26 protein-coding genes are annotated in these 25,120 nt (G+C 63.5%); 15 read left to right on the plus strand and 11 right to left on the minus strand.

Features of this window, described 5'->3' with window-relative positions; translation table 11 throughout:
• The first annotated feature begins 244 nt into the window (after positions 1-244).
• Entirely contained in the window at positions 245-982 is a 738-nt protein-coding gene (locus tag SINAR_RS0126450; RefSeq protein ID WP_028001874.1) for a Bax inhibitor-1/YccA family protein, read from the plus strand.
• A 123-nt stretch (positions 983-1,105) separates the two neighbouring features.
• Complete coding sequence (locus SINAR_RS0126455) at positions 1,106-1,663, plus strand: GNAT family N-acetyltransferase (protein WP_028001875.1); 558 nt, start codon at positions 1,106-1,108, stop codon at positions 1,661-1,663.
• A 164-nt stretch (positions 1,664-1,827) separates the two neighbouring features.
• Here the strand turns inward: SINAR_RS0126455 and SINAR_RS0126460 are convergent, their stop codons facing one another.
• The 3 genes from SINAR_RS0126460 to acnA form a co-directional block, all read right to left on the minus strand.
• The gene (locus SINAR_RS0126460; RefSeq protein ID WP_028001876.1) at positions 1,828-2,238 is read right to left on the minus strand and encodes a DUF2794 domain-containing protein; all 411 of its coding nucleotides are present in this window, start codon (positions 2,236-2,238) and stop codon (positions 1,828-1,830) included.
• Positions 2,239-2,578: 340 nt separating this feature from the next.
• Positions 2,579-3,355 (minus strand): DUF1223 domain-containing protein, encoded by a 777-nt coding sequence (locus SINAR_RS0126465; RefSeq protein ID WP_028001877.1) that lies wholly within the window; start codon positions 3,353-3,355, stop codon positions 2,579-2,581.
• 257 nt (positions 3,356-3,612) lie between these two features.
• The gene (gene acnA, locus SINAR_RS0126470) at positions 3,613-6,303 is read right to left on the minus strand and encodes an aconitate hydratase AcnA (protein WP_028001878.1); all 2,691 of its coding nucleotides are present in this window, start codon (positions 6,301-6,303) and stop codon (positions 3,613-3,615) included.
• Between the two features lie 270 nt (positions 6,304-6,573).
• Between acnA and ccmA the strand changes: the two genes are divergently transcribed.
• The 5 genes from ccmA (at position 6,574) to SINAR_RS0126495 (ending at position 9,552) form a co-directional block, all read left to right on the plus strand.
• On the plus strand, positions 6,574-7,197 hold the full coding sequence (ccmA, locus tag SINAR_RS0126475; RefSeq protein ID WP_028001879.1) for a heme ABC exporter ATP-binding protein CcmA: 624 nt from the start codon (positions 6,574-6,576) through the stop codon (positions 7,195-7,197).
• On the plus strand, positions 7,194-7,853 hold the full coding sequence (gene ccmB / locus SINAR_RS0126480) for a heme exporter protein CcmB (protein ID WP_028001880.1): 660 nt from the start codon (positions 7,194-7,196) through the stop codon (positions 7,851-7,853). Before ccmA ends, ccmB begins: the two co-directional genes overlap by 4 nt.
• A gap of 153 nt (positions 7,854-8,006) precedes the next feature.
• Positions 8,007-8,777 (plus strand): heme ABC transporter permease, encoded by a 771-nt coding sequence (locus tag SINAR_RS0126485; protein WP_028001881.1) that lies wholly within the window; start codon positions 8,007-8,009, stop codon positions 8,775-8,777.
• Positions 8,774-8,947: a heme exporter protein CcmD gene (gene ccmD / locus SINAR_RS0126490; protein ID WP_028001882.1), complete on the plus strand. Its 174-nt coding sequence runs from the start codon at positions 8,774-8,776 to the stop codon at positions 8,945-8,947. The genes SINAR_RS0126485 and ccmD overlap by 4 nt, the downstream gene beginning before the upstream one ends.
• The gene (locus SINAR_RS0126495; protein WP_028001883.1) at positions 8,944-9,552 is read left to right on the plus strand and encodes a DsbE family thiol:disulfide interchange protein; all 609 of its coding nucleotides are present in this window, start codon (positions 8,944-8,946) and stop codon (positions 9,550-9,552) included. Before ccmD ends, SINAR_RS0126495 begins: the two co-directional genes overlap by 4 nt.
• A gap of 24 nt (positions 9,553-9,576) precedes the next feature.
• On the opposite strand, the gene SINAR_RS0126500 is transcribed toward SINAR_RS0126495, so the two are convergent.
• The 6 genes from SINAR_RS0126500 to SINAR_RS0126525 form a co-directional block, all read right to left on the minus strand.
• Positions 9,577-10,170, minus strand: coding sequence for a DUF2585 domain-containing protein (locus tag SINAR_RS0126500; protein ID WP_028001884.1), 594 nt, complete (start codon positions 10,168-10,170; stop codon positions 9,577-9,579).
• Complete coding sequence (locus tag SINAR_RS0126505) at positions 10,167-10,799, minus strand: septation protein A (protein WP_028001885.1); 633 nt, start codon at positions 10,797-10,799, stop codon at positions 10,167-10,169. Before SINAR_RS0126505 ends, SINAR_RS0126500 begins: the two co-directional genes overlap by 4 nt.
• 99 nt (positions 10,800-10,898) lie before the next feature.
• Positions 10,899-12,410, minus strand: coding sequence for a signal recognition particle-docking protein FtsY (gene ftsY, locus SINAR_RS0126510; protein WP_028001886.1), 1,512 nt, complete (start codon positions 12,408-12,410; stop codon positions 10,899-10,901).
• A gap of 14 nt (positions 12,411-12,424) precedes the next feature.
• Positions 12,425-13,699, minus strand: coding sequence for a tRNA (N(6)-L-threonylcarbamoyladenosine(37)-C(2))-methylthiotransferase MtaB (gene mtaB / locus SINAR_RS0126515; RefSeq protein ID WP_028001887.1), 1,275 nt, complete (start codon positions 13,697-13,699; stop codon positions 12,425-12,427).
• Positions 13,696-14,601 (minus strand): diaminopimelate epimerase, encoded by a 906-nt coding sequence (gene dapF / locus SINAR_RS0126520; protein ID WP_033057960.1) that lies wholly within the window; start codon positions 14,599-14,601, stop codon positions 13,696-13,698. Before dapF ends, mtaB begins: the two co-directional genes overlap by 4 nt.
• 93 nt (positions 14,602-14,694) lie before the next feature.
• The gene (locus SINAR_RS0126525) at positions 14,695-15,708 is read right to left on the minus strand and encodes an MBL fold metallo-hydrolase (protein ID WP_028001889.1); all 1,014 of its coding nucleotides are present in this window, start codon (positions 15,706-15,708) and stop codon (positions 14,695-14,697) included.
• A gap of 421 nt (positions 15,709-16,129) precedes the next feature.
• Here SINAR_RS0126525 and ffh point away from each other — a divergent pair, with 421 nt between their 5' ends.
• From ffh to trmD, 5 genes are all read left to right on the plus strand, one after another.
• Positions 16,130-17,671 carry a signal recognition particle protein gene (ffh, locus tag SINAR_RS0126530; RefSeq protein ID WP_028001890.1) on the plus strand — a complete coding sequence of 514 codons (1,542 nt, stop codon included), beginning with the start codon at positions 16,130-16,132 and terminating at the stop codon, positions 17,669-17,671.
• Positions 17,672-17,683: 12 nt separating this feature from the next.
• Positions 17,684-18,019 (plus strand): chorismate mutase, encoded by a 336-nt coding sequence (locus tag SINAR_RS0126535; RefSeq protein WP_028001891.1) that lies wholly within the window; start codon positions 17,684-17,686, stop codon positions 18,017-18,019.
• Positions 18,020-18,058: 39 nt separating this feature from the next.
• Positions 18,059-18,433, plus strand: coding sequence for a 30S ribosomal protein S16 (gene rpsP, locus SINAR_RS0126540; RefSeq protein ID WP_028001892.1), 375 nt, complete (start codon positions 18,059-18,061; stop codon positions 18,431-18,433).
• Between the two features lie 133 nt (positions 18,434-18,566).
• Complete coding sequence (rimM, locus tag SINAR_RS0126545) at positions 18,567-19,130, plus strand: ribosome maturation factor RimM (RefSeq protein WP_028001893.1); 564 nt, start codon at positions 18,567-18,569, stop codon at positions 19,128-19,130.
• A 10-nt stretch (positions 19,131-19,140) separates the two neighbouring features.
• Positions 19,141-19,845, plus strand: a complete 705-nt coding sequence (trmD, locus tag SINAR_RS0126550; protein WP_028001894.1) for a tRNA (guanosine(37)-N1)-methyltransferase TrmD — start codon at positions 19,141-19,143, stop codon at positions 19,843-19,845.
• Here the strand turns inward: trmD and SINAR_RS0126555 are convergent.
• Entirely contained in the window at positions 19,827-20,573 is a 747-nt protein-coding gene (locus SINAR_RS0126555; RefSeq protein ID WP_028001895.1) for a sulfite exporter TauE/SafE family protein, read from the minus strand. The genes trmD and SINAR_RS0126555 overlap by 19 nt on opposite strands.
• Before the next feature lie 312 nt (positions 20,574-20,885).
• Between SINAR_RS0126555 and rplS the strand changes: the two genes are divergently transcribed.
• From rplS to SINAR_RS0126570, 3 genes are all read left to right on the plus strand, one after another.
• Positions 20,886-21,419, plus strand: coding sequence for a 50S ribosomal protein L19 (gene rplS / locus SINAR_RS0126560; protein WP_028001896.1), 534 nt, complete (start codon positions 20,886-20,888; stop codon positions 21,417-21,419).
• A 127-nt stretch (positions 21,420-21,546) separates the two neighbouring features.
• On the plus strand, positions 21,547-22,356 hold the full coding sequence (locus SINAR_RS0126565; RefSeq protein ID WP_028001897.1) for a basic amino acid ABC transporter substrate-binding protein: 810 nt from the start codon (positions 21,547-21,549) through the stop codon (positions 22,354-22,356).
• Positions 22,357-22,425: 69 nt separating this feature from the next.
• Positions 22,426-23,247 carry an amino acid ABC transporter permease gene (locus SINAR_RS0126570; RefSeq protein ID WP_028001898.1) on the plus strand — a complete coding sequence of 274 codons (822 nt, stop codon included), beginning with the start codon at positions 22,426-22,428 and terminating at the stop codon, positions 23,245-23,247.
• Between the two features lie 46 nt (positions 23,248-23,293).
• On the opposite strand, the gene SINAR_RS0126575 is transcribed toward SINAR_RS0126570, so the two are convergent.
• The gene (locus tag SINAR_RS0126575) at positions 23,294-25,120 is read right to left on the minus strand and encodes an ABC-F family ATP-binding cassette domain-containing protein (RefSeq protein WP_028001899.1); all 1,827 of its coding nucleotides are present in this window, start codon (positions 25,118-25,120) and stop codon (positions 23,294-23,296) included.

Consider the following 25,120-nt stretch of genomic DNA (forward strand, 5'->3'; position numbering starts at 1 on the left):
CCTGTCCACCCAGCCGCGCTTTCGGCGATAACGGCCGAATTAACCGTAAATCACTCTAGTTTGATGGTTCCGTGGCCTTGCTTTGTCCGATTCCAAGCGCTTCGGCCCTTGTGCATGACGGCGTTCACCATCATATTTGTCCACAGGCATGCTGGAGCCCCGCAGCGGCGCCTGGGCGCGCAAAGGAACGACAAGGTTCGCCGCCCGACACCGTAACTTCAACCGGGGCTTAAAAGAGGAAACAATGGCTGATCTGAGAAACTACCAAACCCGAATGTCGCCCGCCGGCGCTCAGGCGGGTGCCGTGATCGACGAAGGCCTTCGCGCATATATGCTGAAGGTCTACAATTTGATGGCCCTCGGCCTGGCGATTACCGGCGTGGCAGCTTACGGAACCTATGCGCTTGCCACCTCTAATCCGGCATTCGCCCAGCTTATCTACGCTTCGCCCCTGAAGTGGGTCGTGATGCTGGCGCCGCTTGCGCTGGTGTTCTTCATGAGCTTCCGCATCAATTCCATGAGCGTTTCCGCCGCGCAGACGACCTTCTGGGTCTATGCGGCGCTGATGGGCCTGTCGCTCTCGTCGATCTTTCTGGTCTTCACCGGCCAGAGCATCGTGCAGACGTTCTTCGTGACCGCAGCTTCGTTCGGCGCCCTGTCGCTTTACGGCTATACGACGAAAAAGGACCTCTCCGGTCTCGGCTCGTTCCTGATCATGGGCCTCTTCGGCGTGATCATCGCATCCGTCGTCAACATCTTCCTTGCCTCTTCGGCACTCGGCTTCGCGATCTCGGTGATCGGCGTGCTCATCTTCGCCGGCCTCACCGCCTACGACACGCAGAAGCTCAAGGAAATGTACTTTGAAGGCGACGACGCGCTGGTCGCCGGCCGCAAGGCCATCATGGGCGCGCTGACGCTTTACCTCGATTTCATCAACTTGTTCATGTTCATGCTGCAGTTCCTTGGCAACAGGAACGAGTAGTAGCGAACCGGTTCGACGGAAAAGGCGGCTTCGGCCGCCTTTTTTGTTGCCTGACGGCGGTCTTGATCGATCCGGCGCATCCATGCGAGACAGTGCCCAACAGCCACTACAGGTCAAATCTCCATGACTGCCACGCTCCGCGACGCCGTTGCTGCCGATCTCCCCTCGATCACCGAAATCTATCGCGAGTCCGTCTTGAACGGGGTGGCGACCTATGAGGAAACGCCGCCTTCCGAGGCCGAAATGGCGCTCCGCTTTTCCACGATCACCGGTAACGGCTACCCCTATGTGGCCGCCGTGGACGAGCGCGGTGCGGTCGTCGGCTATGCCTATGCCTCCGCCTTCCGCAACCGCACCGCCTATCGGTTCCTGGTGGAGGATTCGATCTATCTTTCGCCGGAAGCGCGGGGCAAGGGCATCGGCAAGGCGCTGCTTTCCGAACTGATCGGGCGCTGCACGGCCCTCGGCTTCCGTCAGATGATCGCAGTCATCGGCGGAGCGCACCCCTCGTCGATCGCTCTGCACCGGGCGCTCGGCTTCGAGCCGCGGGGGCTGATGACGGCCACCGGTTTCAAGCATGGCCGCTGGCTGGATACGGCCTTCATGCAGCGTCCGCTCGGAGAGGGAACCGGGACGAAGCCCACCGAGGGCGTCTATCCGGATACGCTTTATAGGAGCTGAACCAACCAGGTTGCCCATCTCCTCGGGTTTACCCGAGGACTAACCCTCTCCCCCACGCGGGGAGAGGAAACTGAGGCGAAGCGCTGCCCCTGTCCCTTCGCCCCGCCTGCGGAGAGAAGGTGCCGGCAGGCGGATGAGGGGCAGCTGCAAGTGATATATGTCCGTCAGGTTTGGACGAGCTTCAGAACCTTGTCGAAGACCTTCAGAACCTGAGCGAGTTCGTGGCCGCGTTTCAATATCGTCCCGTGGGCGTTGAGCACGCTGTAGGCGCCCTGTTTCGCGGCGAGCTTCGGGTTTTTCTCGATGCGGTAGAGCGGCACTTCTCCGGCGCGCTTGAACACCGAAAAAACGGCCCGGTCTCGCAGGTGGTCGATCGCATAGTCGCGCCACTCCCCTTCGCCCACCATACGGCCGTAGACCTTGAGGATCAGGTCGAGTTCGCGGCGATGGAAGGTGACGGGCGGGGGGTTCTTGGCTTGCTTGTATTCGTGAAGATCGACGACCACATCGGAGGTGGTCTGGCCGTAGTGACGTGCTTCGCCTCGCGGCAAATCCGTTTCATCGGTCATCGGCATCTCGGCCTTCTAATGTGACAGGACCACGACAGTGTGCCTCACACAATTCGAAAAGCAAGCCGGAAGCTGTTGATCAATGTCAGCAATTCTTGCCGCTGCCGCAATTCAGTCAAATCGCCGCCCCAATTCGCCGCAACACTCCGACCGCTGCCGGACAGAGTCGTTGCCACCGTATGTCCGGCCAGCCGTCATGCTGCGGGAGGTTCTCGAACGCAGACATGGCTGGTTCGGTCCGGTAACTTCGAACCCTCAGCCCCAGCCCCTCGATGCTGCCGGGCCGAACCATCCCTTCTGCGGCTCCTGCTCCGCCGCAATCAATCGGAAACCGCCTCCGTCTTGTTCAGAGCTTGCCCTGCGGCCCAGCAAGAACCGTCGCGGCGCCGATGATGGCTCCCGGCGTCTCCTTGTCCTTCATCGACTGCAGCAGCACCGCGCAACCGCTGTTGCCCTGGCCTTCGATCAGAACCGAGGCGGGCAGCGTGAATTCCGCGGACTTGCCGTCCCACATCCCGATCGTCTGAATGTCGCGCACGGCATGCCAATAGGCGATTTCCTTGTCGCTGTTCTCGCCCTTCTCGACTTTGACCACCCTTGCACGGTCGAAATAGACGACGACGACATTCGCCCTTCCTTGGCCGGCACCTACCTTGATCGATATCTCATCGCCGCCGATCGAGACATCGACCGGCACCGACAGCCCCTTCCCCTTCGTGCTCATCAAAGCAAGCCGGTTCCTGATTGCCGGCAGGTCCGCGCCGTTGGCGTGATCGCGTCCATTCAGGATCGCCTGCGGCGTATAGACGCCGTAGCGGCCGAGCATCCGCGCATAGGCATATTGCCGCTCGGTGTTTTCCTTGGAAGCGAGCGTATCCGCCCAGCCGAGATAGTTCCAGTAGTCGACGTGGTAGGCGAGCGCCACGACGTCGCCCTGGTCCACAAGCTTCTTGAGGGCCGCGTCCGCCGGCGGACAGGAAGAGCAGCCCTGGCTGGTGAAGAGTTCGACGACGCCTTTGATCGTCCTGCCGTCATCGGCTGCGGCCGGTCCGCAGAACACGCCAAACAGCCCGATGATCGCCAGGGCGAAACGTCGGGTCTTTGGTGTGCATGCGAATGTCATGGCGTCTTTGTTCGTGCTGGTTAGTGCACTTCCCGGAAAGCCTGTGACGGATTTCCGTCCGGACGTGCGTCGTTTCAACGATCCCGGCCGGCGGTTTGTCGCGCGGCGAGACCCCTACATACGACGGGTATTCTTCAACGAAAAGTCACGTTGGAGTGACTGCCTCAAAGCCGGGAGAATCCGGACAAGCAGGCATGAAAAACCGGGGCGCCGCTGTAGACGCCCCGGCTCTTGCGCTTGCGTTCATACGTCGCCGATCATGCGGCGAGATCGCGAAGCACCGTCTGCAGAATGCCGCCATTGTTGACGTAGGTGACCTCGTCGAGCGTATCGATACGGCAGATGAGCGGGACCTCCTTCACCGAGCCGTCGCCATAGGTGATCTTGGCCACGCGTTTTTCGCGCGGCTGGACGTTGGCGAGATTCTCGATCGTCACGACCTCATCGCCCTTCAGGCCCAGCGATTCCCAGGTCATGCCTTCCTCGAAGACGAAGGGGATGACGCCCATGCCGACCAGGTTCGAGCGGTGGATGCGTTCGAAGGACTGAGCGATCACGGCCTTCACGCCGAGAAGGTTGGTGCCCTTGGCCGCCCAGTCACGCGAAGAGCCGTTGCCGTATTCGACGCCGGCAAAGATGACGAGCGGAACGCCCTCTTCCTTGTACTGCATGGCGGCGTCGTAGATCGACATCTCCTCCTTGGAGGGATAGTGGATCGTATAGCCGCCTTCCTTGCCGTTCGGACCGAGCATGTGGTTGCGGATGCGGATATTGGCGAAGGTGCCGCGCATCATCACCTCATGATTGCCGCGGCGCGTGCCGTACTGGTTGAAGTCGGCAATCCCGACGCCATGTTCGAGCAGGTAGCTGCCCGCCGGCGACGCCGCCTTGATCGATCCGGCCGGAGAAATGTGGTCGGTGGTGATCTTGTCGCCGAAGAGGCCGAGGACGCGGGCGTTCCTGATGTCGGAAATGCCAGCGCCCTTCTTGCCCATGCCGACGAAGTAGGGCGGGTTCTGGACGTAGGTGGACGCCTCGTCCCAGGTATAGGTCTGGCCGGCCGGAACCTGGACGGCCTGCCAATTGGCGTCGCCCTTGAACACGTCCGCATACTTGGTCGCATAAAGCTCGCGGGTGACGTATTTGAAGATGAAGTCCTGGATTTCCTGCGAAGTCGGCCAGATGTCCTTCAAATAGACCGGCTGCCCGTTCTGGTCTTCGCCGATCGGCTCCTTCGTCAGATCCTTCTGGACGGAACCCGCCAGCGCATAGGCGACGACGAGCGGCGGCGAAGCGAGATAGTTCGCCTGGACGTCCGGCGAGATGCGGCCTTCGAAGTTGCGGTTGCCGGAAAGCACACCGGCGACGATCAGGCCCTTGTCGTTGATCGTCTTGGAGATTTCCGCCGGCAGAGGGCCGGAATTGCCGATGCAGGTGGTGCAGCCGAAGCCGACCAGGTTGAAGCCGAGCTTGTCGAGATCGGTCTGCAGGCCGGACTTCGACAGATATTCGGCGACGACCTGCGATCCGGGCGCGAGCGACGTCTTGACCCAGGGCTTGGTCTTCAGGCCCCTGGCGACTGCGTTGCGGGCAAGGAGGCCGGCGGCGATCAGTACGGAGGGGTTCGAGGTGTTGGTGCAGGAGGTTATCGCGGCGATCGCGACGTCGCCATGGCCGAGATCGTAACCCGTACCCTCAACCGCGTAGCGGTTCGCAAGCTGGCCGGGCTTCTTGTAGTCGTTGTCGAGCGCGGTGGCGAAACCGGAGGCGATATTCTCGAGCGCGATGCGGCCCTCGGGACGCTTCGGGCCAGCCATCGACGGAACGACGTCGCCGAGGTCGAGTTCCAGCGTGTCGGTGAAGACGAGCTCGGAACCGTCGCCTTCGCGCCACATGCCTTGAGCCTTGGAATAGGCTTCGACCAGCGCGATCCGCTGTTCTTCACGGCCGGAGATGGTGAGATAGTTGATCGTCTCCGCATCGACCGGGAAGAAGCCGCAGGTTGCACCGTATTCCGGACCCATGTTGCCGATCGTCGCGCGGTCGGCGAGCGTCATGCTGTCGAGGCCGGGACCGAAGAATTCGACAAACTTCGAGACGACGCCCTTCTTGCGCAGCATCTGCACGACGGTGAGAACGAGGTCGGTCGCCGTCACGCCTTCCTTGAGCCTGCCGGTAAGCTTGAAGCCGACGACTTCCGGCAGGAGCATCGAGACCGGCTGGCCGAGCATCGCCGCTTCGGCTTCGATGCCGCCCACGCCCCAGCCGAGCACGCCGAGGCCGTTGATCATCGTCGTGTGGCTGTCGGTGCCGACGCAGGTATCCGGATAGGCGGTGATTTCGCCGTCCTCTTCCCTGGTCCAGACGGCCTGGCCCAGATATTCGAGATTGACCTGGTGACAGATGCCGGTGCCGGGCGGCACGACGCGGAAGTTCTTGAAAGCCTGCTGGCCCCACTTCAGGAAGCGATAGCGCTCGCCGTTGCGCTGGTATTCAAGCTCGACGTTGCGGGCAAAGGCCGTCGGCGTGCCGAACTCGTCGACGATAACCGAGTGGTCGATGACGAGATCGACCGGGACGAGCGGATTGATCTTTTCCGGGTCGCCGCCGAGCGAAGCCATTGCGTCGCGCATCGCCGCGAGGTCGACGACGGCCGGAACGCCGGTGAAGTCCTGCATCAGCACGCGCGCCGGGCGATAGGCGATCTCGTTTTCGGCCGTGCCCTTGTCGTTCAGCCAGGCGGCAACGTTCTCGATGTCCTTTTTCGTGACCGAACGGCCATCTTCGTTGCGCAACAGGTTTTCCAGCAGAACCTTCATCGAATAGGGAAGCTTCGAGACGCCCGCGAGGCCGTTCGCCTCCGCTTTCGGCAGGCTGTAATAGACATAGTCCACGCCGTTGACCGCGAGCGTGGAGCGGCAATTGAAGCTGTCTAGGGATTTGGACACTGGATGATACCCCGTTCCGTCTGATCGCCAAAAACTGACGTACGAACGCCCGAGCACCTGTGAGGCGCGAAATGGGATGCGGGTGCGGCCATTTCCGCTGTCCGTACGTGGAAGCTCGTTCCATGTTCGGCGCTTGGATGAAATTCACGCCGACCGCTGGCGTGTTGGCCGCCTTATAGATAATTTCTCCAAATCGTGCCAGACCAACCAAGGTGCAATCGGAACTTTTTTTGCTCTGCGAAAAAACATGTCAAGGAAAGCTGGAAATTCATGCGCCTCATGGCCGAAAGTTTGAGTGCCAGGCGTGGCGAGGACTTGATTTTCAACGATATTTCGTTTGCGCTGAACGCCGGCGAAGCGCTCGTGGTAACGGGGCCGAACGGCTCCGGCAAATCGACGCTGCTGCGCGTGCTGGCGGGTCTTCTGAGGGCGGAATCGGGCAGCGTCCGTTGCGAGGACGCCCCGCCCGGCTTTGAGCATCCCCATGAGCTCAGCCACTATCTCGGCCACCGCAATGCGATGAAGCGTGAACTGACGGTGGAGGAAAACCTCGCCTTCTGGCAGCGCTTTCTCGATGATTCGCCGGGCGGCTCCGGCATCGGCCTCGTCGAAGCGGCCGGGGCCGTCGGTCTCGCCGACATCATCCATCTGCCCTTCGGCTACCTTTCCGCCGGCCAGCAGCGGCGCCTGGCAATGGCGAAGCTGCTCGTCGCCTATCGGCCGATCTGGCTCCTCGACGAGCCGACGGCTGCGCTCGACGTCAGTGCCGATAGGCTTTTTGCCGGGCTGGTCGCCGCCCATCTGGACCGTGGCGGCATCGTCGTCGCGGCCACCCATCAGCCGCTGGGCTTCGCGAGGTCGAAAAGCCTCGAAATGACGGGGTTCGTCCATTGATCGCCCTCTTCTTCCGGGACCTGAAGCTTTCGGTGCGCGCCGGCGGCGGCGCGATGATCGGCGTGCTCTTCTTCATGACGGTGGTCGCGGTCATCCCCTTCGGCATCGGCCCCGATCTGAACCTGCTCGCCCGTATCGGCCCGGCGATCCTCTGGATCGGCGCGCTGCTTGCATCGCTGCTCGGGCTCGATCGGCTGTTCCAGGCGGAACGCGAGGACGGCTCGCTCGACATCATCATGATGCAGGAAACGCCTTTGGTCCTCCCCGTTCTCGTCAAATGCGCCGCTCATTGGACCGCCACAGGCCTGCCGCTGGTGATCGCCTCGCCCTTTCTCGGTCTCTTCATGAACATGGACGAACGCGCCATCGGGGCCACTATGGTCACCCTGCTTGCGGGAACGCCGGCGATCGCCTTCATCGGGGCGGTCGGCGCCGCGGTCGCGGTGGCGCTGCCGCGCGGCGGCCTGCTCGTCTCGATCCTGGTGCTGCCGCTCGCCATTCCGGTGCTCATCTTCGGGGTCAGCGCCGTCTATGCGGCGATCGAGGATCCGGCCCCCTTTCTGCCGCCTTTCATGATACTGATAGCGATAACCCTGTTCTTCGCAGTGATCGGACCTGTGGCAGCGGCGGCAGCTCTCAGGCACTCGGCCGACTGACGCCATTATCACCGGCCATGTAAATCCACGGATCGAATCCGGTTCTGAACGATTATGCACCAGAGCAAGGGTGGTACAGCGGCTGCGTGCGCGATGAGACGCGGCACTTCAGGATCGATTGCGGAAGCAGGGCTTCCGCGTTAAAGAACCGTCATGAGCGAAAACAGCGTGGCCATACGCAAATTCAGCGATCTCGCCAATCCGACCCGGTTCCTGGCGCTGACGGATCGCGTGCTGCCCTGGCTTGCCGCTCTCACGCTACTCTTCCTCGCAGCCGGGCTCTGGCTCTCCTTCACCACCGAGGGTGACTACCAGCAGGGGGAGACCGTGCGCATCATGTATGTGCATGTGCCTTCGGCCTGGCTCTCCATGATGTGCTACACGGTCATGGCGATTTCCGCGCTCGGCACGCTCGTCTGGCGTCATCCGCTCGCCGACGTCTCGGCAAGGGCCGCAGCGCCGATCGGCGCCTGCTTCACCTTTCTGGCGCTCGTCACCGGCTCGCTCTGGGGCAAGCCGATGTGGGGCACCTGGTGGGTTTGGGATGCGCGGCTGACCTCGGTCTTCGTGCTCTTCCTCATGTATCTCGGGCTGATGGCACTCAACCGCGCCATGGAGGATCCGAGCCGCTCGGCGCGCGTGTCGGCCGTGCTGATCCTCGTCGGCTTCGTCAACATCCCGATCATCAAGTTTTCGGTCGAATGGTGGAACACCCTGCATCAGCCCGCGAGCGTTATTCGCCTCGACGGGCCGACGATCGATCCGGAGTTCCTGCGGCCGCTCATCGTCATGGCTGTCGGCTTCACGCTCCTGTTCTTCGCCCTGCACATCGCCGCCATGCGCAACGAGATCTGGCGTCGCCGCGTGGCGTCGCTCAGGCGTCAGGCGGCGCGCAATGCCGGAAGGGAGCCGCTGTCGCCATGATGAGCCATGCTGCCTATGTCATTGCCAGCTATGCGGTCGCCGCCGCGACGGTCGCGGGGCTGCTCCTCTGGGTTGTCACCGACGGCCGTGCCCGCAAGCGCGAATTGCGGCAGCTCGAAGCCGCCGGCATCCGCCGCCGCTCGGCGGCGCCAGGCGGAGAGCGCAGATGACGGACACGCAGACGCCGCGGGACGAGCCCAGGCCCGGAGCCATGCGTTATCTCATCGCAACGCTTCCGCTCCTCATCTTCGCAATTTTGGCGATCATCTTCTGGAGCCAGTTGAACTCCGGCAGGGATGTCAGCGAAATCCCGTCGGCGCTGATCGGCACCAAGGCGCCCAAGCTCGACATGCCGCCGCTGGAAGGTGCCGTAACGCCGTCGGGCGAGACGATGCCCGCCCTCGCCGACGCGGCCGTCAAGGGCAAGCTCACGCTCGTCAATGTCTGGGCTTCCTGGTGCGTTCCGTGCCGGCAGGAACATCCGATCATCCTGGAATTGTCGAAAGACCCGCGCCTGACCGTGGTCGGCATCAACTACAAGGACCGGAACGAGAACGCGCTGCGATTCCTCGGCGAGCTCGGCAACCCGTTCTCGGCGATCGGTGTCGATCCGAACGGCAAGGCGGCGATAGACTGGGGCGTCTACGGCATCCCGGAATCCTTCCTCGTCGCCGCCGACGGAACGATTCTCTACAAGCGCGCCGGCCCTTTCGACGAAAAGAGCCTCAGGGAAGGGCTGATGCCGGCTATCGAGAAGGCGCTTGCGGGTTCGTAAGTCGCAGCCGGAGAGACGGAACCCCTAAACCCCGGCCTGCCAATCCTTCACCGCATCGAGCGGCCAGACGAGCATCAGCACGTTGAGCGTCAGGTTATCGCGCACCATGAGGCCGGTGAAGAGTTCGAGGACGACCGCAGTCGCGACCGTGAGGGCCACCGGCAGCCGCGAGGCGATGAGAAAGCCGACGGCCATGGCGAGCGTATCCATGGTCGAATTCAAGATGCTGTCGCCGAAGTAGTCGAGCGAGATCGTCGCGGCGCGGTACCGGTTGATGACGACAGGCGTGTTCTCGGCGATCTCCCAGGCGGACTCGATCGCGGTCGCGAGCAGCAGACGCGCGCTCCAGGGCTTGCCGCGCAGGAGAAGATGTCCGAGGCCGTAGAAGAGGAAACCGTGAATGATGTGGGACGGCGTGTACCAGTCGGAAAGGTGCTGGGAGTTGCCGCTGGATTTGACGACGCCTTCCCAGAGCTTGATGTAGCCGCATTCGCAGATCCATAGCCGCCCCATCAGATGCTGCACGAGGACCTGCAGTGCCATGACGCCGAGGCAGGCAAGCAGCCAGAGCGCCGCGCGCCGCCGTCGGTTGTCGTCGGAACCGGCCGCGATCGTCACTCCGCGCTTTCCTGCTCCAGCGAATGCTTCATGATCAGCGGCATCTGGGCGAGCGTGAACAGGATGGTGATCGGCATGGTGCCCCAAACCTTGAAGGCAACCCAGAAATCGGTCGAGAAGGAGCGCCAGATGATCTCGTTGAGCACGGCGAGGAACAGGAAGAACACGCCCCAGCGGATCGTCAGCTTACGCCACCCCTCCTCATCCAGCTTGAAGGCGGCGTGGAAAACGTAGCCGAGCAGCGATTTGCCGAAGAGAAGCCCGCCGAGCAGGATCGCGCCGAAGAGCGTATTGACGATGGTCGGCTTCATCTTGATGAAGGTGTCGTTCTGCAGCCAGAGCGTCAGCGCACCGAAGACGAAGACGACGATGCCGGAGACGAGCGGCATCATCGGCAGTGTGCGCGTCATCACCCAGGAAACGACGAGGGCGGCCGCCGTTGCCGCCATGAAGAGGCCCGTGGCGATGAAAATCGGCCCACCGAGCTCGGCGAGAACCGGAAATCGGCCCGCCAGCCAATCACCGCGCGAATTGGCGAAGAAGAAGACCATCAGGGGTCCGAGTTCCAGCACCAGCTTCAGGAGCGGGCTGACCTCTGTCTTCGGCTTGGCTGCCTCGATCGTCGACATGTGCGGATCCTGTTCTGTCATCTTCTGCCGCTCATAACATCAGGATTGCGGCAAAACCATATCAACCGCCCCGTACAGCCGCAAACCTCTTGTGTCTCGTCAAGGGCCTGCCACGCCGGCGATCGCCTCGGCGAAATCCTTTGCCTCGAATGGTTCGAGATCGTCGACGCCCTCGCCGATGCCGATGAAATAGACGGGCAGCTTGTGCTTGGCGGAGATCGCAACCAGGATGCCGCCGCGCGCCGTGCCGTCGAGCTTGGTCATGATCAGCCCGCTGACGCCTGCGACGTTGCGGAAGATTTCGACCTGCTGCAGGGCATTCTGTCCGGTCGTGGCGTCGAGCGTCTGCAGCACCGTATGCGGCGCGTCCGGATCGAGCTTGCCCAGAACGCGTACGATCTTTTCGAGTTCCGCCATCAGCTCGGCCTTGTTCTGCAACCGTCCGGCGGTGTCGATGATCAGCACGTCCGCTTTCCGCTCGCGGGCTCGCTGGAACGCCTCATAGGCGAGCCCGGCCGCATCGGCACCGAGCTTCGAGGAGACGATTTCGGATTTCGTCCGTTCGGCCCAGATCTTCAACTGTTCGATGGCCGCGGCGCGGAAGGTGTCGCCGGCTGCCAGCATGACCTTGAGTCCCGCGCCGGAAAGTTTTGCCGCAAGCTTGCCGATCGTGGTGGTCTTGCCGGTTCCGTTGACGCCGACGACCAGGATCACGTGCGGCTTATGGCTGAGATCGAGTTCGAGCGGCTTGGCGACCGGCGCCAGCACCTTGGTAATCTCGCCCGCCATGATGCGCGAGACGTCCTCGCCGGACACATCCTTGCCATAACGCTCCGAGGCGAGCGTGTCGGTGATGCGCATCGCCGTCTCGACGCCGAGGTCCGCTTGGATCAGCAGGTCCTCGAGGTCCTGCAACGTCGCTTCGTCGAGCTTGCGTTTGGTGAAGAGGCTGGCGATCTGGCCTGTGAGCTGCGAAGAGGTGCGCGCAAGGCCCAGGCGAAGGCGCTGGTACCAGTTGGGCTTGGCCTGCGGGGCGGGCTCTTCTTCCCTGGAGCGCCTGTCGGTGGCGGCGAAACCTTTGGGAAGGCTCGGTGTGGGGGGCCCGCTCCCGATACCGGCGTCAGCATCTGACGAGACTTCGATGTCACCTGTGCGAACTTCCGCTTCCCCGGCACCGGTCCGGTCGTCTTCAGCGGTTGCCTCGGTCTCCCGATGATCTCCCTCCTTGGGGGGGAGATGTTCCGGAGCGACAGAGGGGGGTGTCCCGGCTTCTGACCCGTCGTTTGCGGGTTCCGAGGGAGGAGACTCACCCTCCGCCCCCTTGCCGGGCATCTCGCCCGCAAGGGGGGGAATCGGAGGAGGCACGCTCCCCTCCTCCAGCGGTGGAGCGTCTGCGGCCGGCGTCGGACCTTTCGAGGCTCCTTCATCTTCAGCCGCAGGTACGGCTGGCTCGATCTCCGCATCATCTCCCCTCTCGTGGGGGAGGAGATCCAAAGGGACAGGAGTGGATAGGGCCTCGTCGGAAGCCGGCGTCTCCGGCGGCGGCGCGGGTTTCTCTTCGACGGCGTCCTTGCCGAAGGAGAAGATCTTCTTGATGAAACCAATCGCCATGGGAATGTCCGCTATCAGGCCGCAGCCATCTGTTTGCGCTCGATCGTCAGATGCTTGCCATTATGGCCGGCGATTTCGACCGCGACGAGCGATCGCGGTTCGAGGCCGGCCGCATCGACGAGCGTGAAGTTTTCCGTGTGCGCCAGGCCGTTCATCTCCACCAGGACCGTCTGACTGCTGCCGATCATGCGGTCGAGATGGGCGGCATGGAGTTCCGCCCCCTTTGCACGCAACCGTGCGGCCCGCTGCTTGACGAGGGCTCGGTCGAGCTGCGGCATGCGGGCCGCCGGCGTGCCGGGGCGCGGGCTATAGGGGAAAACGTGGAGATGGGCGATTCCGCAATCCTCGGCAAGCGCGAGGGAATTCTCGAACATCGGCTCGGTCTCCGTCGGAAAGCCGGCGATCATGTCGGCGCCGAAACTGATCTCGGGCCTTAAGGCGCGAAGCTCGGCGCAGAAGGCGCGCGCATCGGCGCTCGAATGCCGCCGCTTCATGCGCTTCAGGATCAGATCGTCGCCATGCTGCAAGGAGAGATGCAGATGCGGCATGAAACGCGGCTCGCCGGCGACGAGATCGAGGAGGTGTCTGTCCGCCTCAATGCTGTCGATGGAGGAGAGCCGCAGGCGGAGGATTTCAGGTACCTGTTTCAGCAGGCTTTTCGCAAGAAGCCCGAGGGTAGGCGTTCCGGGAAGGTCGGCGCCGTAGCTCGTGGCGTCGACGCCGGTCAGAACGATCTCGCGATATCCGCTCTCGACAAGACGTCTCGCCTGGTCGACGACGGCGCCCATCGGCACGGAGCGTGAATTGCCGCGGCCATAGGGAATGACGCAGAAGGTGCAGCGGTGGTCGCATCCGTTCTGCACCTGGATGAAGGCACGCACGTGCCCGTCGATGTGCTTCACCATCTGCGGCGCGGTGGCGCGCACGCTCATGATGTCGTTGACGCGGAGCTTCTCCTCGGCCGAGACGCCGAAGTCCGGCAGCGAGCGATAGGAAGCGCTCGCGAGCTTCTCCTCATTGCCGAGCACCGCGTCCACCTCCGCCATTTCGGCGAAGGTTTCCTTCTCGGTCTGGGCGGCGCAGCCGGTGACGATGATACGGGCGTGCGGATTGTCGCGCCGCGCGCGGCGGATCGCCTGCCGCGCCTGGCGCACGGCCTCGGCGGTGACGGCGCAGGTGTTGACGAGAACGGCGTTGTTCAGCCCCGCCTTCTCGGCTTCCGCCCGCATCACTTCCGATTCATAGGTGTTGAGGCGGCAGCCGAAGGTTATGACTTCGATGCCGCTCAAAGGGCTCGTGCTCCGTTATCGCCTCTCTCCGGCTCGGTGCGTGCAAAGACGCCGGTGGCAGGATCGAGGGTGCCGGCCCATTCCCATTCGGCCGGTCCGGTCATAATGACGTGGTCGTCGCGCTCGCGCCATTCGATCCTGAGCGGACCGCCCGGCACGTTCACGGTGACTATCCGCTCCGTCCGGCCGGTTCTCGCGCCGCTGACGGCGGCGGCGCAGGCGGCCGAACCGCAGGCAAGCGTCAGGCCGGCGCCGCGCTCCCAGGTCCGGAGGTCCATCTCCTGGCGGGAGCGGACGCGAGCAATCGAGATATTGGCGCGCTCTGGGAAGAGCGGATGATTTTCGAGGAGTGGCCCGAACCGATCGAGCTCATAACTCCACACGTCATTCTCGACCCAGAAGATCGCATGCGGATTGCCCATGGAGGCGACGGAGGGGGAATGCAGCACGGGCGCATCGACCGGCCCGATCTGCAGCTCGATGCGTCGCGTGTCGTGGAATTCCTCGGCAAGCGGGATCTCGTCCCAGCCGAAACGGGGCTTTCCCATGTCGACCGAGATCGTGCCGTCCTCGTGTTCCTGCGCCGCCAGGAGGCCCGCGACCGTATGGAAGAGGAAGGCCTTCTTGCCGGTCTCGGCCGCAAGTGCCTGGACGACGCATCGGGTGCCGTTACCGCAGGCCTGGGCCATGGACCCGTCGGAATTGACGATGTCGATCCAGGCATCGGTGCCGGCGGCCTTCGGATCATGGATCGCCATGATCTGGTCGAACTCGGTCGCCGGGTCGGCATTGAGCGCGATCGCGGCCTGAGGCGTCACACGGTCCTTGCGGCCGCGCATGTCGACCACCAGGATCTTGTTTCCAAGCCCGTTCATCCGGGCAAATTGCACCTGATCGGCCATATCGCGATCGTCCAAACCTTGCCCCCGGATCCGGAGGCGCTCTTCATTCGGGCTGTATATGGCGGAAAAGGCCGGAAATTACCAGTGCCTGCGTCATTCCCCTTCGGGGGACGCGAGAGGAACATCGAAGACTTCTCCCGGCCGGAGCGCCCTGAACCGGTTCCGCTCGATGCCGGCCTTGTCGAGCGCGGTCTCGAGCGCCCGGAGGGGTTCCTCGATCCCTTCGTTCGTTAGCCGGAATGTACCCCAGTGGTGCCCTGCCACATGTTCGGCGCCGCAGGCGACCATACCCATGACCGCCTCTTCCGGATTCTGGTGCTGAGATGCCATGAACCAGCGGGGCTCGTAACTGCCGAAGGGCAGATTGGCGAGGCGGAAGCACCCGTGCTTTTCGCGCGCCGCACGATAATTGATGCCATCGTGGAAGCCTGTGTCGCCGACATGATAGATTTTGCCGGCCGGCGTCTCGATGACGAAGGCGGCCCAGAGCGCCATGCGCCGGTCGCGCGAACGGCGGGCGGACCAATGATGGCAAGGCTCCGCATGCACGGCGGCGCCTTCCAGTTCGACCCGATCGCCCCAATCGACGACGAGAATCTCCGCTCTCGGCATCGCACGGCGAATGATCGCGTCGTTGCCCAGCGGAGTCACGATCTGCGGCGCATGCTCGGCGTGAAGCGCACTCAGCGTGTCGAGGTCGAGATGGTCGTAGTGGTTGTGAGTGACGAGCACGAGATCGATCGGCGGCAGATCGTCCATGAGCACGCCCGGCGCGTTGCGACGGCGAGGGCCGGCAAAGGCGAGGGGGCTTGCGCGTTGCGACCAGACCGGATCGGTCAGGATGTTGAGGCCCGCGACCTGGATCAAGAGGGTCGCATGGCCGATCATGGTCACGCGCAGCTGCTCCCCGTCGACGCCGAGGACGGGCTTCGCCTGCAGGAACGGGCTGTCGTAGCGGGCCGGCCACCGCACCCGTCCGCCGCCGAACTGCCACCGCAGGAGGTCGGCGAAGCCGCGCGGCGCCGTACCGCCCGGATTATAGAAGCGGACGCCGTCGAAATGGTCCGAAACGGGCCCGTTGTAATAGGGATTGCCGCTGTTCTTCATCGCTGCCTCTGTCGAGGAATTCCTGAAGCAGAGATAGGCGCCTTTGGCGGCCGATCACAGGCCTCGGACGGGAACGGTCGATATTTCCTGATGATGCGATATTTTCCCGAACATGCGACCGGCAGAATGGATGACCGGCTCGTGCGGGTGAGGCACAGGCGAGCCGCGGCGTCAGCGTTCCGCGGTCGATCCTTGACTTTTCATTCGGTTTCCTGTTTATCGCGGCGAATTCCTTCGCAAGTGATGACTTCCGAAGCCACCGACCGGGCCCCGCACAGGTATAAAGAGCGCCCGGAGGTCAACATCCGACAGCGCGTTGCGCCCTCGGGTGGTTTTTGGCTTTGCGCCTTGTTTTCCGCGCGAAGGAACCCACGTTTCCGGACGAGTTCCGTCGCAATCCGGAGACAAGAAGGAAGAGAATATGTTCGAGAGCCTCCAGGACCGTCTTGGTTCCATATTGAATGGACTGACCGGCCGCGGCGCCCTGTCGGAAGCCGATGTTTCCGCAGCGCTTCGGGAGGTTCGCCGTGCGCTGCTCGAAGCGGATGTCGCGCTCGACGTGGTGCGGTCCTTCACGGAGAAGGTTCGCGAGAAAGCGGTCGGCGCCGAAATCGTAAAGTCGATCAAGCCCGGCCAGATGGTCGTCAAGATCGTTCATGACGAACTCGTGGCGATGCTCGGTTCCGAGGGCGTCACGATCGACCTCAATGCAGCGGCTCCCGTCGTCATCATGATGGTCGGCCTGCAGGGCTCGGGCAAGACGACGACGACGGGCAAGATCGCGAAGCGGCTGACCGCGCGGGACAAGAAGAAGGTCCTGATGGCCTCGCTCGACACCCGCCGCCCGGCCGCCCAGGAACAGCTGCGCCAGCTCGGCGTGCAGACCGGCGTCGACACGCTGCCGATCATCGCCGGCCAATCGCCGACCGATATCGCGGCGCGCGCCGTGCAGGCGGCCAAGCTCGGCGGCCACGACATCGTCATCCTCGATACCGCCGGGCGCACCCATATCGACGAGCCGCTGATGATCGAGATGGCGGAGATCAAGCGGAAGTCCAACCCGCATGAGATCCTGCTCGTTGCCGATGCGCTGACCGGTCAGGACGCGGTCAATCTTGCCCGCAATTTCGACGAACGCGTCGGCATTACCGGTCTGGTGCTCACCCGGATGGACGGCGACGGCCGCGGCGGTGCAGCGCTCTCCATGCGCGCCGTCACCGGCAAGCCGGTCAAGCTCATCGGCGTCGGCGAGAAGATGGACGAACTGGAGGAGTTCCATCCCCGCCGCGTCGCCGACCGCATCCTCGGCATGGGCGACATCGTCTCGCTCGTCGAGAAGGCGGCGGAGAATATCGACGCCGAAAAGGCGGCCGCCATGGCCGCCAAGATGGCCAAGGGCAAGTTCGACCTCAACGACCTTGCCGATCAGCTGCAGCAAATGCAGAAGATGGGCGGCATGGGCGGTATCATGGGGCTGATGCCCGGCATGGCCGGCATGAAGGACAAGATGTCCGCCGCCGGATTGGACGACTCGCTCTTCAGGCGTCAGCTCGCCATCATCTCGTCCATGACGAAGGCAGAACGCGCCAATCCGGATATGCTGAAGCATTCGCGCAAGAAGCGCATTGCTGCGGGTTCCGGCACCGACGCCTCCGACATCAACAAGCTTCTGAAGATGCACCGCCAGATGGCGGACATGATGAAGATGATGGGCGGTAAAGGCAAAGGCGGCATGATGAAACAGATGATGGGCGGACTCGCCGGCAAGATGGGGCTTGGGGGGCTAAGCGGCGGCATGCCGGACCTTTCGAAGATGGACCCGAAACAGCTGGAAGCCCTGCAGAAGCAGGCCGGTCTCGGCCCGGGCGGCATGCCCGGTCAGGGCTTGCCGGGCCTGGGCGGCGCCAAGCTGCCGGGTCTCGGCGGTTTCCCCGGCCTGCCCGGTCTGCCGAAGAAGAAGTGAGGATCGCTACGAATGCTTGATCCCGAGATCAAAGAGGAATTGGCGAGCTACCGGCAGTCGATCGACAATATCGATGCCGCACTCGTCCACATGCTGGCCGAACGCTTCCGCTGCACCAAGGCGGTTGGCGTGCTCAAGGCCAAGCACCAGCTGCCGCCGGCCGACCCGGCGCGCGAAGAATACCAGATCGAACGCCTTCGGAATCTCGCCAAGGACGCCAATCTGGACCCGGATTTCGCCGAGAAGTTCCTGAACTTCATCATCAAGGAAGTCATCCGGCATCATGAAGCCATCGCCGCCGATCGCTCGCATCCCGCGGGCAGCGCCGGCACCACCCATTCCGCTTGAACCACAAGCGGTCAAGAAAGCCTGCAAGGAGTAATTGAAATGGCACTGAAAATTCGTCTCGCCCGTGGCGGTTCCAAGAAGCGCCCCTATTACCAGATCGTCGTTGCCGACGCGCGCAGCCCGCGTGACGGCCGCTTCCTCGAAAAGCTCGGCTCCTGGAATCCGATGCTCGCCAAGGATGACGAAAAGCGCGTCGAGCTGAACGCCGAGCGCGTTCAGCACTGGATCGGTCAGGGCGCTCAGCCGACCGATCGCGTTCTGCGCTTCCTCGACCAGGCCGGCCTTGCCAAGCGTCCGGCCCGCAACAACCCGACCAAGGCGCAGCCCGGCAAGAAGGCGCAGGAGCGTGCCGCTGAAGCCAAGCAGAAGGCCGAGGAAGCCGCCGCTGCAGCTTCGGAAGCTGCCGCGGAATAATCTCCGACGGAGTGGTACTGAAGACGGGCGGCATTTCCATGCTGCCCGTTTTGCTTTATGTGCACCGGCAAATCGCATGTTCTCATCCCGACGAGATCAGCAACATGCAGCAACTTCACCCTGGGTGCCGATGATGACACAGCTGAAGAACCCTGTCCTGATGGCGACGATCGGCGCGGCGCAAGGTCTGCGCGGCGAGGTGCGGGTAAAGTCCTTTACCGACGATCCGGCCGCGCTCGGCGACTACGGCAATCTCTACAGCGAGGACGGCCGAGTCTTCGAGGTGCTCGAAATCCGCGAGGCCAAGAACGTGGTCGTCGTGCGGTTCCGGGGGATCAACGACCGGACGGCGGCCGAGGCGCTCAACGGTCTCGAGCTTTTCATCGAGCGCGACAATCTCCCCGACGACGATCTCGACGAGGACGAGTTCTTCTACGCCGATCTCGAGGGGCTCGAAGCGGTCGACCGCGCCGGCAAGAGCTATGGTTCGGTGACCGGCGTCTTCGACTTCGGCGCCGGCGACCTCCTGGAACTGAAGGGACCCGGCCTCAGGCCGGTGCTGATTCCCTTCACCGAATGGTCGGTGCTCGAGATCGACCTCGAAGCGGGCAAGCTCGTCATCGATCCGACAGCCGCCGGACTCGTCGACGACGAGAAAAGCGGCCCCGGCAAGCCCTTTCCGACCAAGCGCAAGTGAGCCCGCGGTCATGCCCTTTCGTGCCACTGTCCTGACGCTCTATCCGGAGATGTTCCCGGGGCATCTCGGCCTTTCGCTCGCCGGAAAGGCGTTGGAGCGCGGAGACTGGTCGATCGAGGCCGTGCAGATTCGCGACTTTGCCGGGGACAAGCACCGCACGGTCGACGATACGCCGGCGGGCGGCGGCGCCGGAATGGTATTGAAGCCGGACATTCTTGCCCGCGCCATCGATCACGTCGCCTCAAACGACGAGCGGCCGCGGCTTCTGATGAGCCCGCGCGGTCGGCCGCTGACGCAGGAACGGGTGCGGGCGCTGGCGGACGGTCCCGGCGCAGTCATCGTCTGCGGCCGTTTCGAGGGCGTCGACCAGCGGGTGATCGACACGCGTGAGCTCGAGGAAGTCTCCATCGGCGACTACATCCTCTCCGGCGGAGAGCCGGCAGCGCTCGTTCTGCTCGACGCGGTGGTGCGTATTCTGCCCGGCGTCATGGGCAATCAGCTTTCGGGCGTCCATGAAAGTTTCGAGGGAGGGCTCCTCGAGCATCCCCACTACACGCGTCCGCAGGTCTTCGAAGGTCACGAAATACCGGCCGTCCTCACCTCCGGCAACCACGCGGCCATTGCGCAATGGCGGGAAGCGGCGGCACGCCGGCTGACGGCGGAACGCCGGCCGGATCTTCTGGAGCGTGATCCGGCTCAGCCCGTGAAGAAATAATAGGCCGCGAGCAACAGACCCACGGCCACCACCACGGCGCGGATGACCGCCTGCGGAACGCGTCGTGCCGCCCACACGCCCATGTAGCCGCCAAGGGCAGCGCCCGGCACCATGATCGCCGCGTGCAGCCAGGAAACGACGCCGCCCGCGGCGAAGACCAGGATGGCGATTGCGGCGATGACGATGGAGATGAAGTTCTTGAGCGCGTTCAGCCGGTGATAGCCACCCCCGGTGGCAAGCCCGAGAACGGCAAGCATCATGATGCCCATGCCGGCGCCGAAAAAGCCGCCATAGACGGAGGTCGCCAGCTGGCTCGCCACGCCGAGGGGACCGATGCGATGCTCGTCGCTGCGCGCCTTCGGCTTCAGGAGGGGGCCGGCGGCGAAAATCGCGGTTGCGGCGATCAGCAGCCAGGGTACCATCACCCGGAAGGCCGGGTTGGAGAGAGACAGAAGCAGAAGCGCACCAGCGAGCCCACCGATCGCCGAAATGACGCCGAGGACGATCGCGTTCTTCCGGTCGGCGCGGATCTCCTTGGCATAGGCCATCGTCGAAGTGATATAGCCGGGGAACTGTATGATGGAGGAGGTGGCGTTGGCGACGATCGGCGGCAATCCGGCAAGCGTCATCGCGCCGAAAGTCAGAAAGGTGCCGCCACCGGCAATGGCATTGACGACGCCCGACAGGAAGCCGGAGACGAAGAGCAAGAAGATCTGGAGCAACGACATGGTTTTCCCCGAAACGCGTGAATCGGGGATAGCCGGTGGCGCGATCGACCGCAACCCGCCACTTGACCGTGGCGGGCCGTAAGCCGCCAGGGGACCGGGATGTCGAGGCCGATGCCGACAAAATCCGCTTTCGGGGATGACAAGGCCGGTGATTTGGTGTATGTGCCGGCCCGGTTCGGGTTCCTTGCCCGCCGACCGTCAACAAAGAATGGCGAATCCGCTCCTGCCGCAAGGCGGCAAGGCCTGAAGGCAAGTCCGACAGGCCGATCGAGAGCGCTCTGGCTGTTTCAGAAAAACGCAAAGGTTAGACCGATGAACATCATCCAGCAGCTGGAAGCCGAACAGGCCGCCAAAATCGCCGCAAAGCGTACTCTTCCCGAATTCTCCCCGGGCGACACCGTCCGCGTCAACGTGCGCGTCGTCGAAGGCAACCGGACCCGCGTACAGGCATACGAGGGCGTCTGCATCGCCCGTTCCGGCGGCGGCCTCAACGAGAGCTTCACCGTCCGCAAGATCTCCTACGGCGAAGGCGTCGAACGCGTGTTCCCGGTCTACTCTCCGCTCGTCGAGAGCGTCGACGTGGTTCGACGCGGCAAGGTCCGCCGCGCCAAGCTCTACTACCTGCGCGACCGCCGCGGCAAGTCGGCTCGTATCGTCGAGAACACCGGCACCCGCGCGCGCAAGCTGAACGAAGCAGAGCGTCAGGCCATTTCCGAGGAGAAGGCCCGCATCGAGGCTGAAAAGGTCGCAGCCGCCCAGGCACTGGCCGCCGAGAAGGCAGCAGCCGAAGCCGCCGAGGCAAAGGCAGCCGAAGAAGCAAAGGCAGCGGAAGCTGCAGCGGAATAAGTTCCCAACTCTTCAGGGTTGTGCGGAAAGGCGGCTTCGGGCCGCCTTTCTTTTTGGCATCATCCGCTTGTCTTCCCCATAGATTTTATGACATTTTCTGTCGCCACAATCTTCGGGAGTTCCTCCAATGACAATTCGTCGCCACGTGCTTGCGGGCATTGCCGCAGTTCTTGCCGTTCCATTCGCAGTCTCTGCGCCCGTTTTCGCCGGCGACCTGCCCGACCTCGGCGGCAAGACGGTCGTCGTGGTGACCGAGAACGCCTATCCGCCGCTGCAGTTCGTCGATCCCAAGTCCGGCCAGGCCGTCGGCTGGGAATATGACGCCATGAACGAGATCGCCAAGCGGCTGAATTTCAAAGTCGAATACCAGAACACGAGCTGGGATGCGATGATCCAGGCGGTTTCCGACGGTCAGTACCAGATCGGCATGACCGGAATCACCATCAAGGACGACCGCAAGGAGAAGGTCGATTTTTCGGATCCCTACATGCGCTCGGAACAGTTCATGCTGGTGCGCGGCGACGAGACCCGCTTCGACGACGCCAAGAGCTTCGCAGCGCTCGAGAGCGGACTGATCGGCGCTCAACCCGGCACTTCGCCCTTCTACACGGCCGTCTACGAGATTCTTGACGGCAACGAGCAGAATCCGCGCATCAAGCTGTTCGAAACCTTCGGTGCGACGGTGCAGGCGCTGAAGGCGGGCGACGTCGATCTGGTCTTGACCGACAGCGTCGCGGCCAAGGGTTATGTCGATTCCTCCGATGGCCAGCTCAAGGTGGTCGGCGAGGCGCTCGGCACCGAGGATTTCGGCTTCATCTTCCCGAAGGGATCGGATCTGGTGGCGCCGGTCAATGCCGCCATCAAGGCGCTGAAGGAAGACGGCACCTTCGACGCCCTCAACAAAAAGTGGTTCCTCGAATACAAGATGGGCGGCTGATGATCCGAGCGGGATGAAGCGCATTTCCGTTTTTCCGCCCGCATCCCGCTCCAACCTACTGGAATCGCAATGGCGTCCGTCCAAGCATCCGAAACGTCCGGGAAGGGCGACTATCCCTGGTGGCTGGTCGCCCTTGTCGTGATCGCTGCGGCGCTGGCCGCGGTCATCGCAGCCAATGACATCTTCACGCAGGTGTTCACGGTCGTCCTGAGGGGACTGGGCGTCACCGTTTTCGTCACGCTCGTCGGTTTCTTGCTCGCAACGGTGCTCGGCCTCGGCGTGGCCCTGATGGCGCTTTCCGAGCATGTGGCGCTGCGCCAGATCGCGCGCTTCTACACGGAAGTCATCCGTGGGGTGCCGATCCTCGTGCTGCTGTTCTATATCGCCTTCGTCGGCGCGCCCGCGCTGGTCACGGTTGCGAATTTCATGACGATGCCCCTGATCTCGGCCGGCTGGATGGAGCCGTTCGTCGTCAGAGACGTGTCGCTGATGTGGCGGGCGATCATGGCGCTGATGATCGGCTACTCGGCCTTCATCGCGGAGGTCTTCCGCGCCGGCATCCAGTCGGTCGACAAGGGTCAGGTGGAGGCGGCAAACGCGCTCGGGCTTTCCCGCTACCAGCGCTTTCGCCTGGTTGTCTTCCCGCAGGCAATCCGCGTCATCCTGCCGCCGCTCGGCAACGACTTCGTGGCCATGGTCAAGGATTCCTCGCTCGTTTCGGTGCTCGGCGTCGCCGACATCACGCAGATGGGCAAGGTCTATGCTTCGGGCTCTTTCCGCTTCTTCGAAACCTACTCGATCGTCGCCTATGTCTACCTCGTGCTGACGATCGGGCTGTCACTCGCGCTTCGGGCAGTCGAGCGGCGGCTGAGGCGGTCGCAAGTCCGGTAGGCAGAGGGGGATATCGCCACCTCACGCGCGTTCTAACGCCGGCCGCTCAGCCCTCGAGCTCTTCGCGCAGCATTTCGAGTTCGAGCCATTCCTCCTCCATTCGCGCCAGGTCCGTCCTGAGCTTTTCGAGCTCGGCTGCCAGCTTGGCGAAGCCGCTCGGGTCGCGGGAAAACAGATCGGGATCGGCCATCTTCTCTTCGCGCCTGGCGATCTCCGCCTCCGACCTGGCAATCTCCTTCGGCAGGGTCTCGAGCGCGAATTTCTGCTTGTAGGAGAGCTTGCCCTTCGCCTTCTGAGGTTCGCTCGTCTCCAACGGAGCACCGCTCGGCCGCGCCTTTCCGGCCTTTTCGATCCTGCGCCTTTCCTCAAGCGCGCCCCGGCGCTGCGCCATCATGTCGGAGTAGCCGCCGGCATACTCGATCCAGCGGCCATCGGGCGCCTCCGGATCGGCCGGCGCGATGGTGGACGTCACCGTACGGTCGAGGAAGTCGCGGTCGTGGCTGACCAGGATCACCGTTCCGGAAAATCCGGCGACGATCTCCTGCAGCAGGTCGAGCGTCTCGATATCGAGGTCGTTGGTCGGCTCGTCGAGGATGAGGAGATTGGTGGGCCGCGCCAGGATACGGGCGAGCATGAGGCGCGCGCGTTCGCCGCCGGACAGGTCGCGGATGGGCGTGCGCGCCTGCTCCGGCTGGAAGAGGAACTCCTTCATATAGCCGGTCACATGCCGCTGCTCGCCGTTCACGAGGAGGGTCTCGCCGCGTCCGTCGGTCAGATAATGCGCGAGCGTCTCGTCCAGGTTCAGCTCCTCGCGTTTCTGGTCGAGCGTGGCGATCTCCAGATTGGTGCCTAGCCTGACGCTGCCGGCATCGGGCGCAAGCTGGCCGGTCAGGAGCTTCAGAAGCGTCGTCTTGCCGGCGCCGTTCGGGCCGACGAGGCCGATGCAGTCGCCGCGGTGGACGCGGATCGAGAACGGCGCGACGATCGTGCGGTCGCCATAGGCCTTCGCGATCTTTTCCGCCTCGATGACGAGCTTCCCCGATTCCTTCGCGTCGGCAACGGTCGCCTGGACCGTGCCCGTCGGCCCCTTGTGCCCGCGGTGCCGGGCACGCATGTCCTGCAGTTCGCCGAGCCGTCGCATATTGCGCTTGCGTCTGGCGGTCACGCCGTAGCGCAGCCAGTGCTCCTCGCGCTCGATTGCCTTGCCGAGCTTGTGCTGTTCTAGTTCTTCCGCTTCCAGCACCTCGTCGCGCCAGGCCTCGAAATGCGCGAAGCCGCGATCGAGGCGGCGCGACTGGCCCCGGTCGAGCCAGACGGTCGCCGTCGACACCTTCTCGAGGAAACGCCGGTCGTGCGAGATGAGCACCAGCGCCGAACGGCTGCGGACGAGCTCGTCTTCCAGCCACTCGATCGTCGGCAGATCGAGATGGTTCGTCGGCTCGTCGAGAAGCAGGATGTCGGGCGCCGGCGCCAGCACGCGAGCAAGGGCGGCACGCCGCGCCTCGCCGCCGGAAAGGCGCTTCGGCTCCTCCTCGCCGGTCAGCCCCAGATGCTGCAGCAGGTAGACGACCCGATAGGGATCGTCCCCGGGACCGAGGCCAGCTTCCGCATAGGCCTGGACCGTATCGAAACCGTCGAAATCGGGAGCCTGGTGCAGGTAGCGGATCGTCACCGACGGATGCCTGAAAATCTCGCCCGACTGCGGCTCGGCAAGCCCGGCGGCGATCTTCATCAGCGTCGACTTTCCCGAGCCGTTGCGGCCGACGAGACAGATGCGGTCGCCGGGCTCGACCTGCAAGCCCGCACCCGCAAGCAGCGGCGTGCCGCCGAAGGTCAGGAAAATGTCGTCAAGCTTCAGAATGGGAGGCGCCAA

It is taken from the genome of Sinorhizobium arboris LMG 14919 (assembly GCF_000427465.1).
GTDB classification, from domain to species: Bacteria; Pseudomonadota; Alphaproteobacteria; order Rhizobiales; family Rhizobiaceae; genus Sinorhizobium; species Sinorhizobium arboris.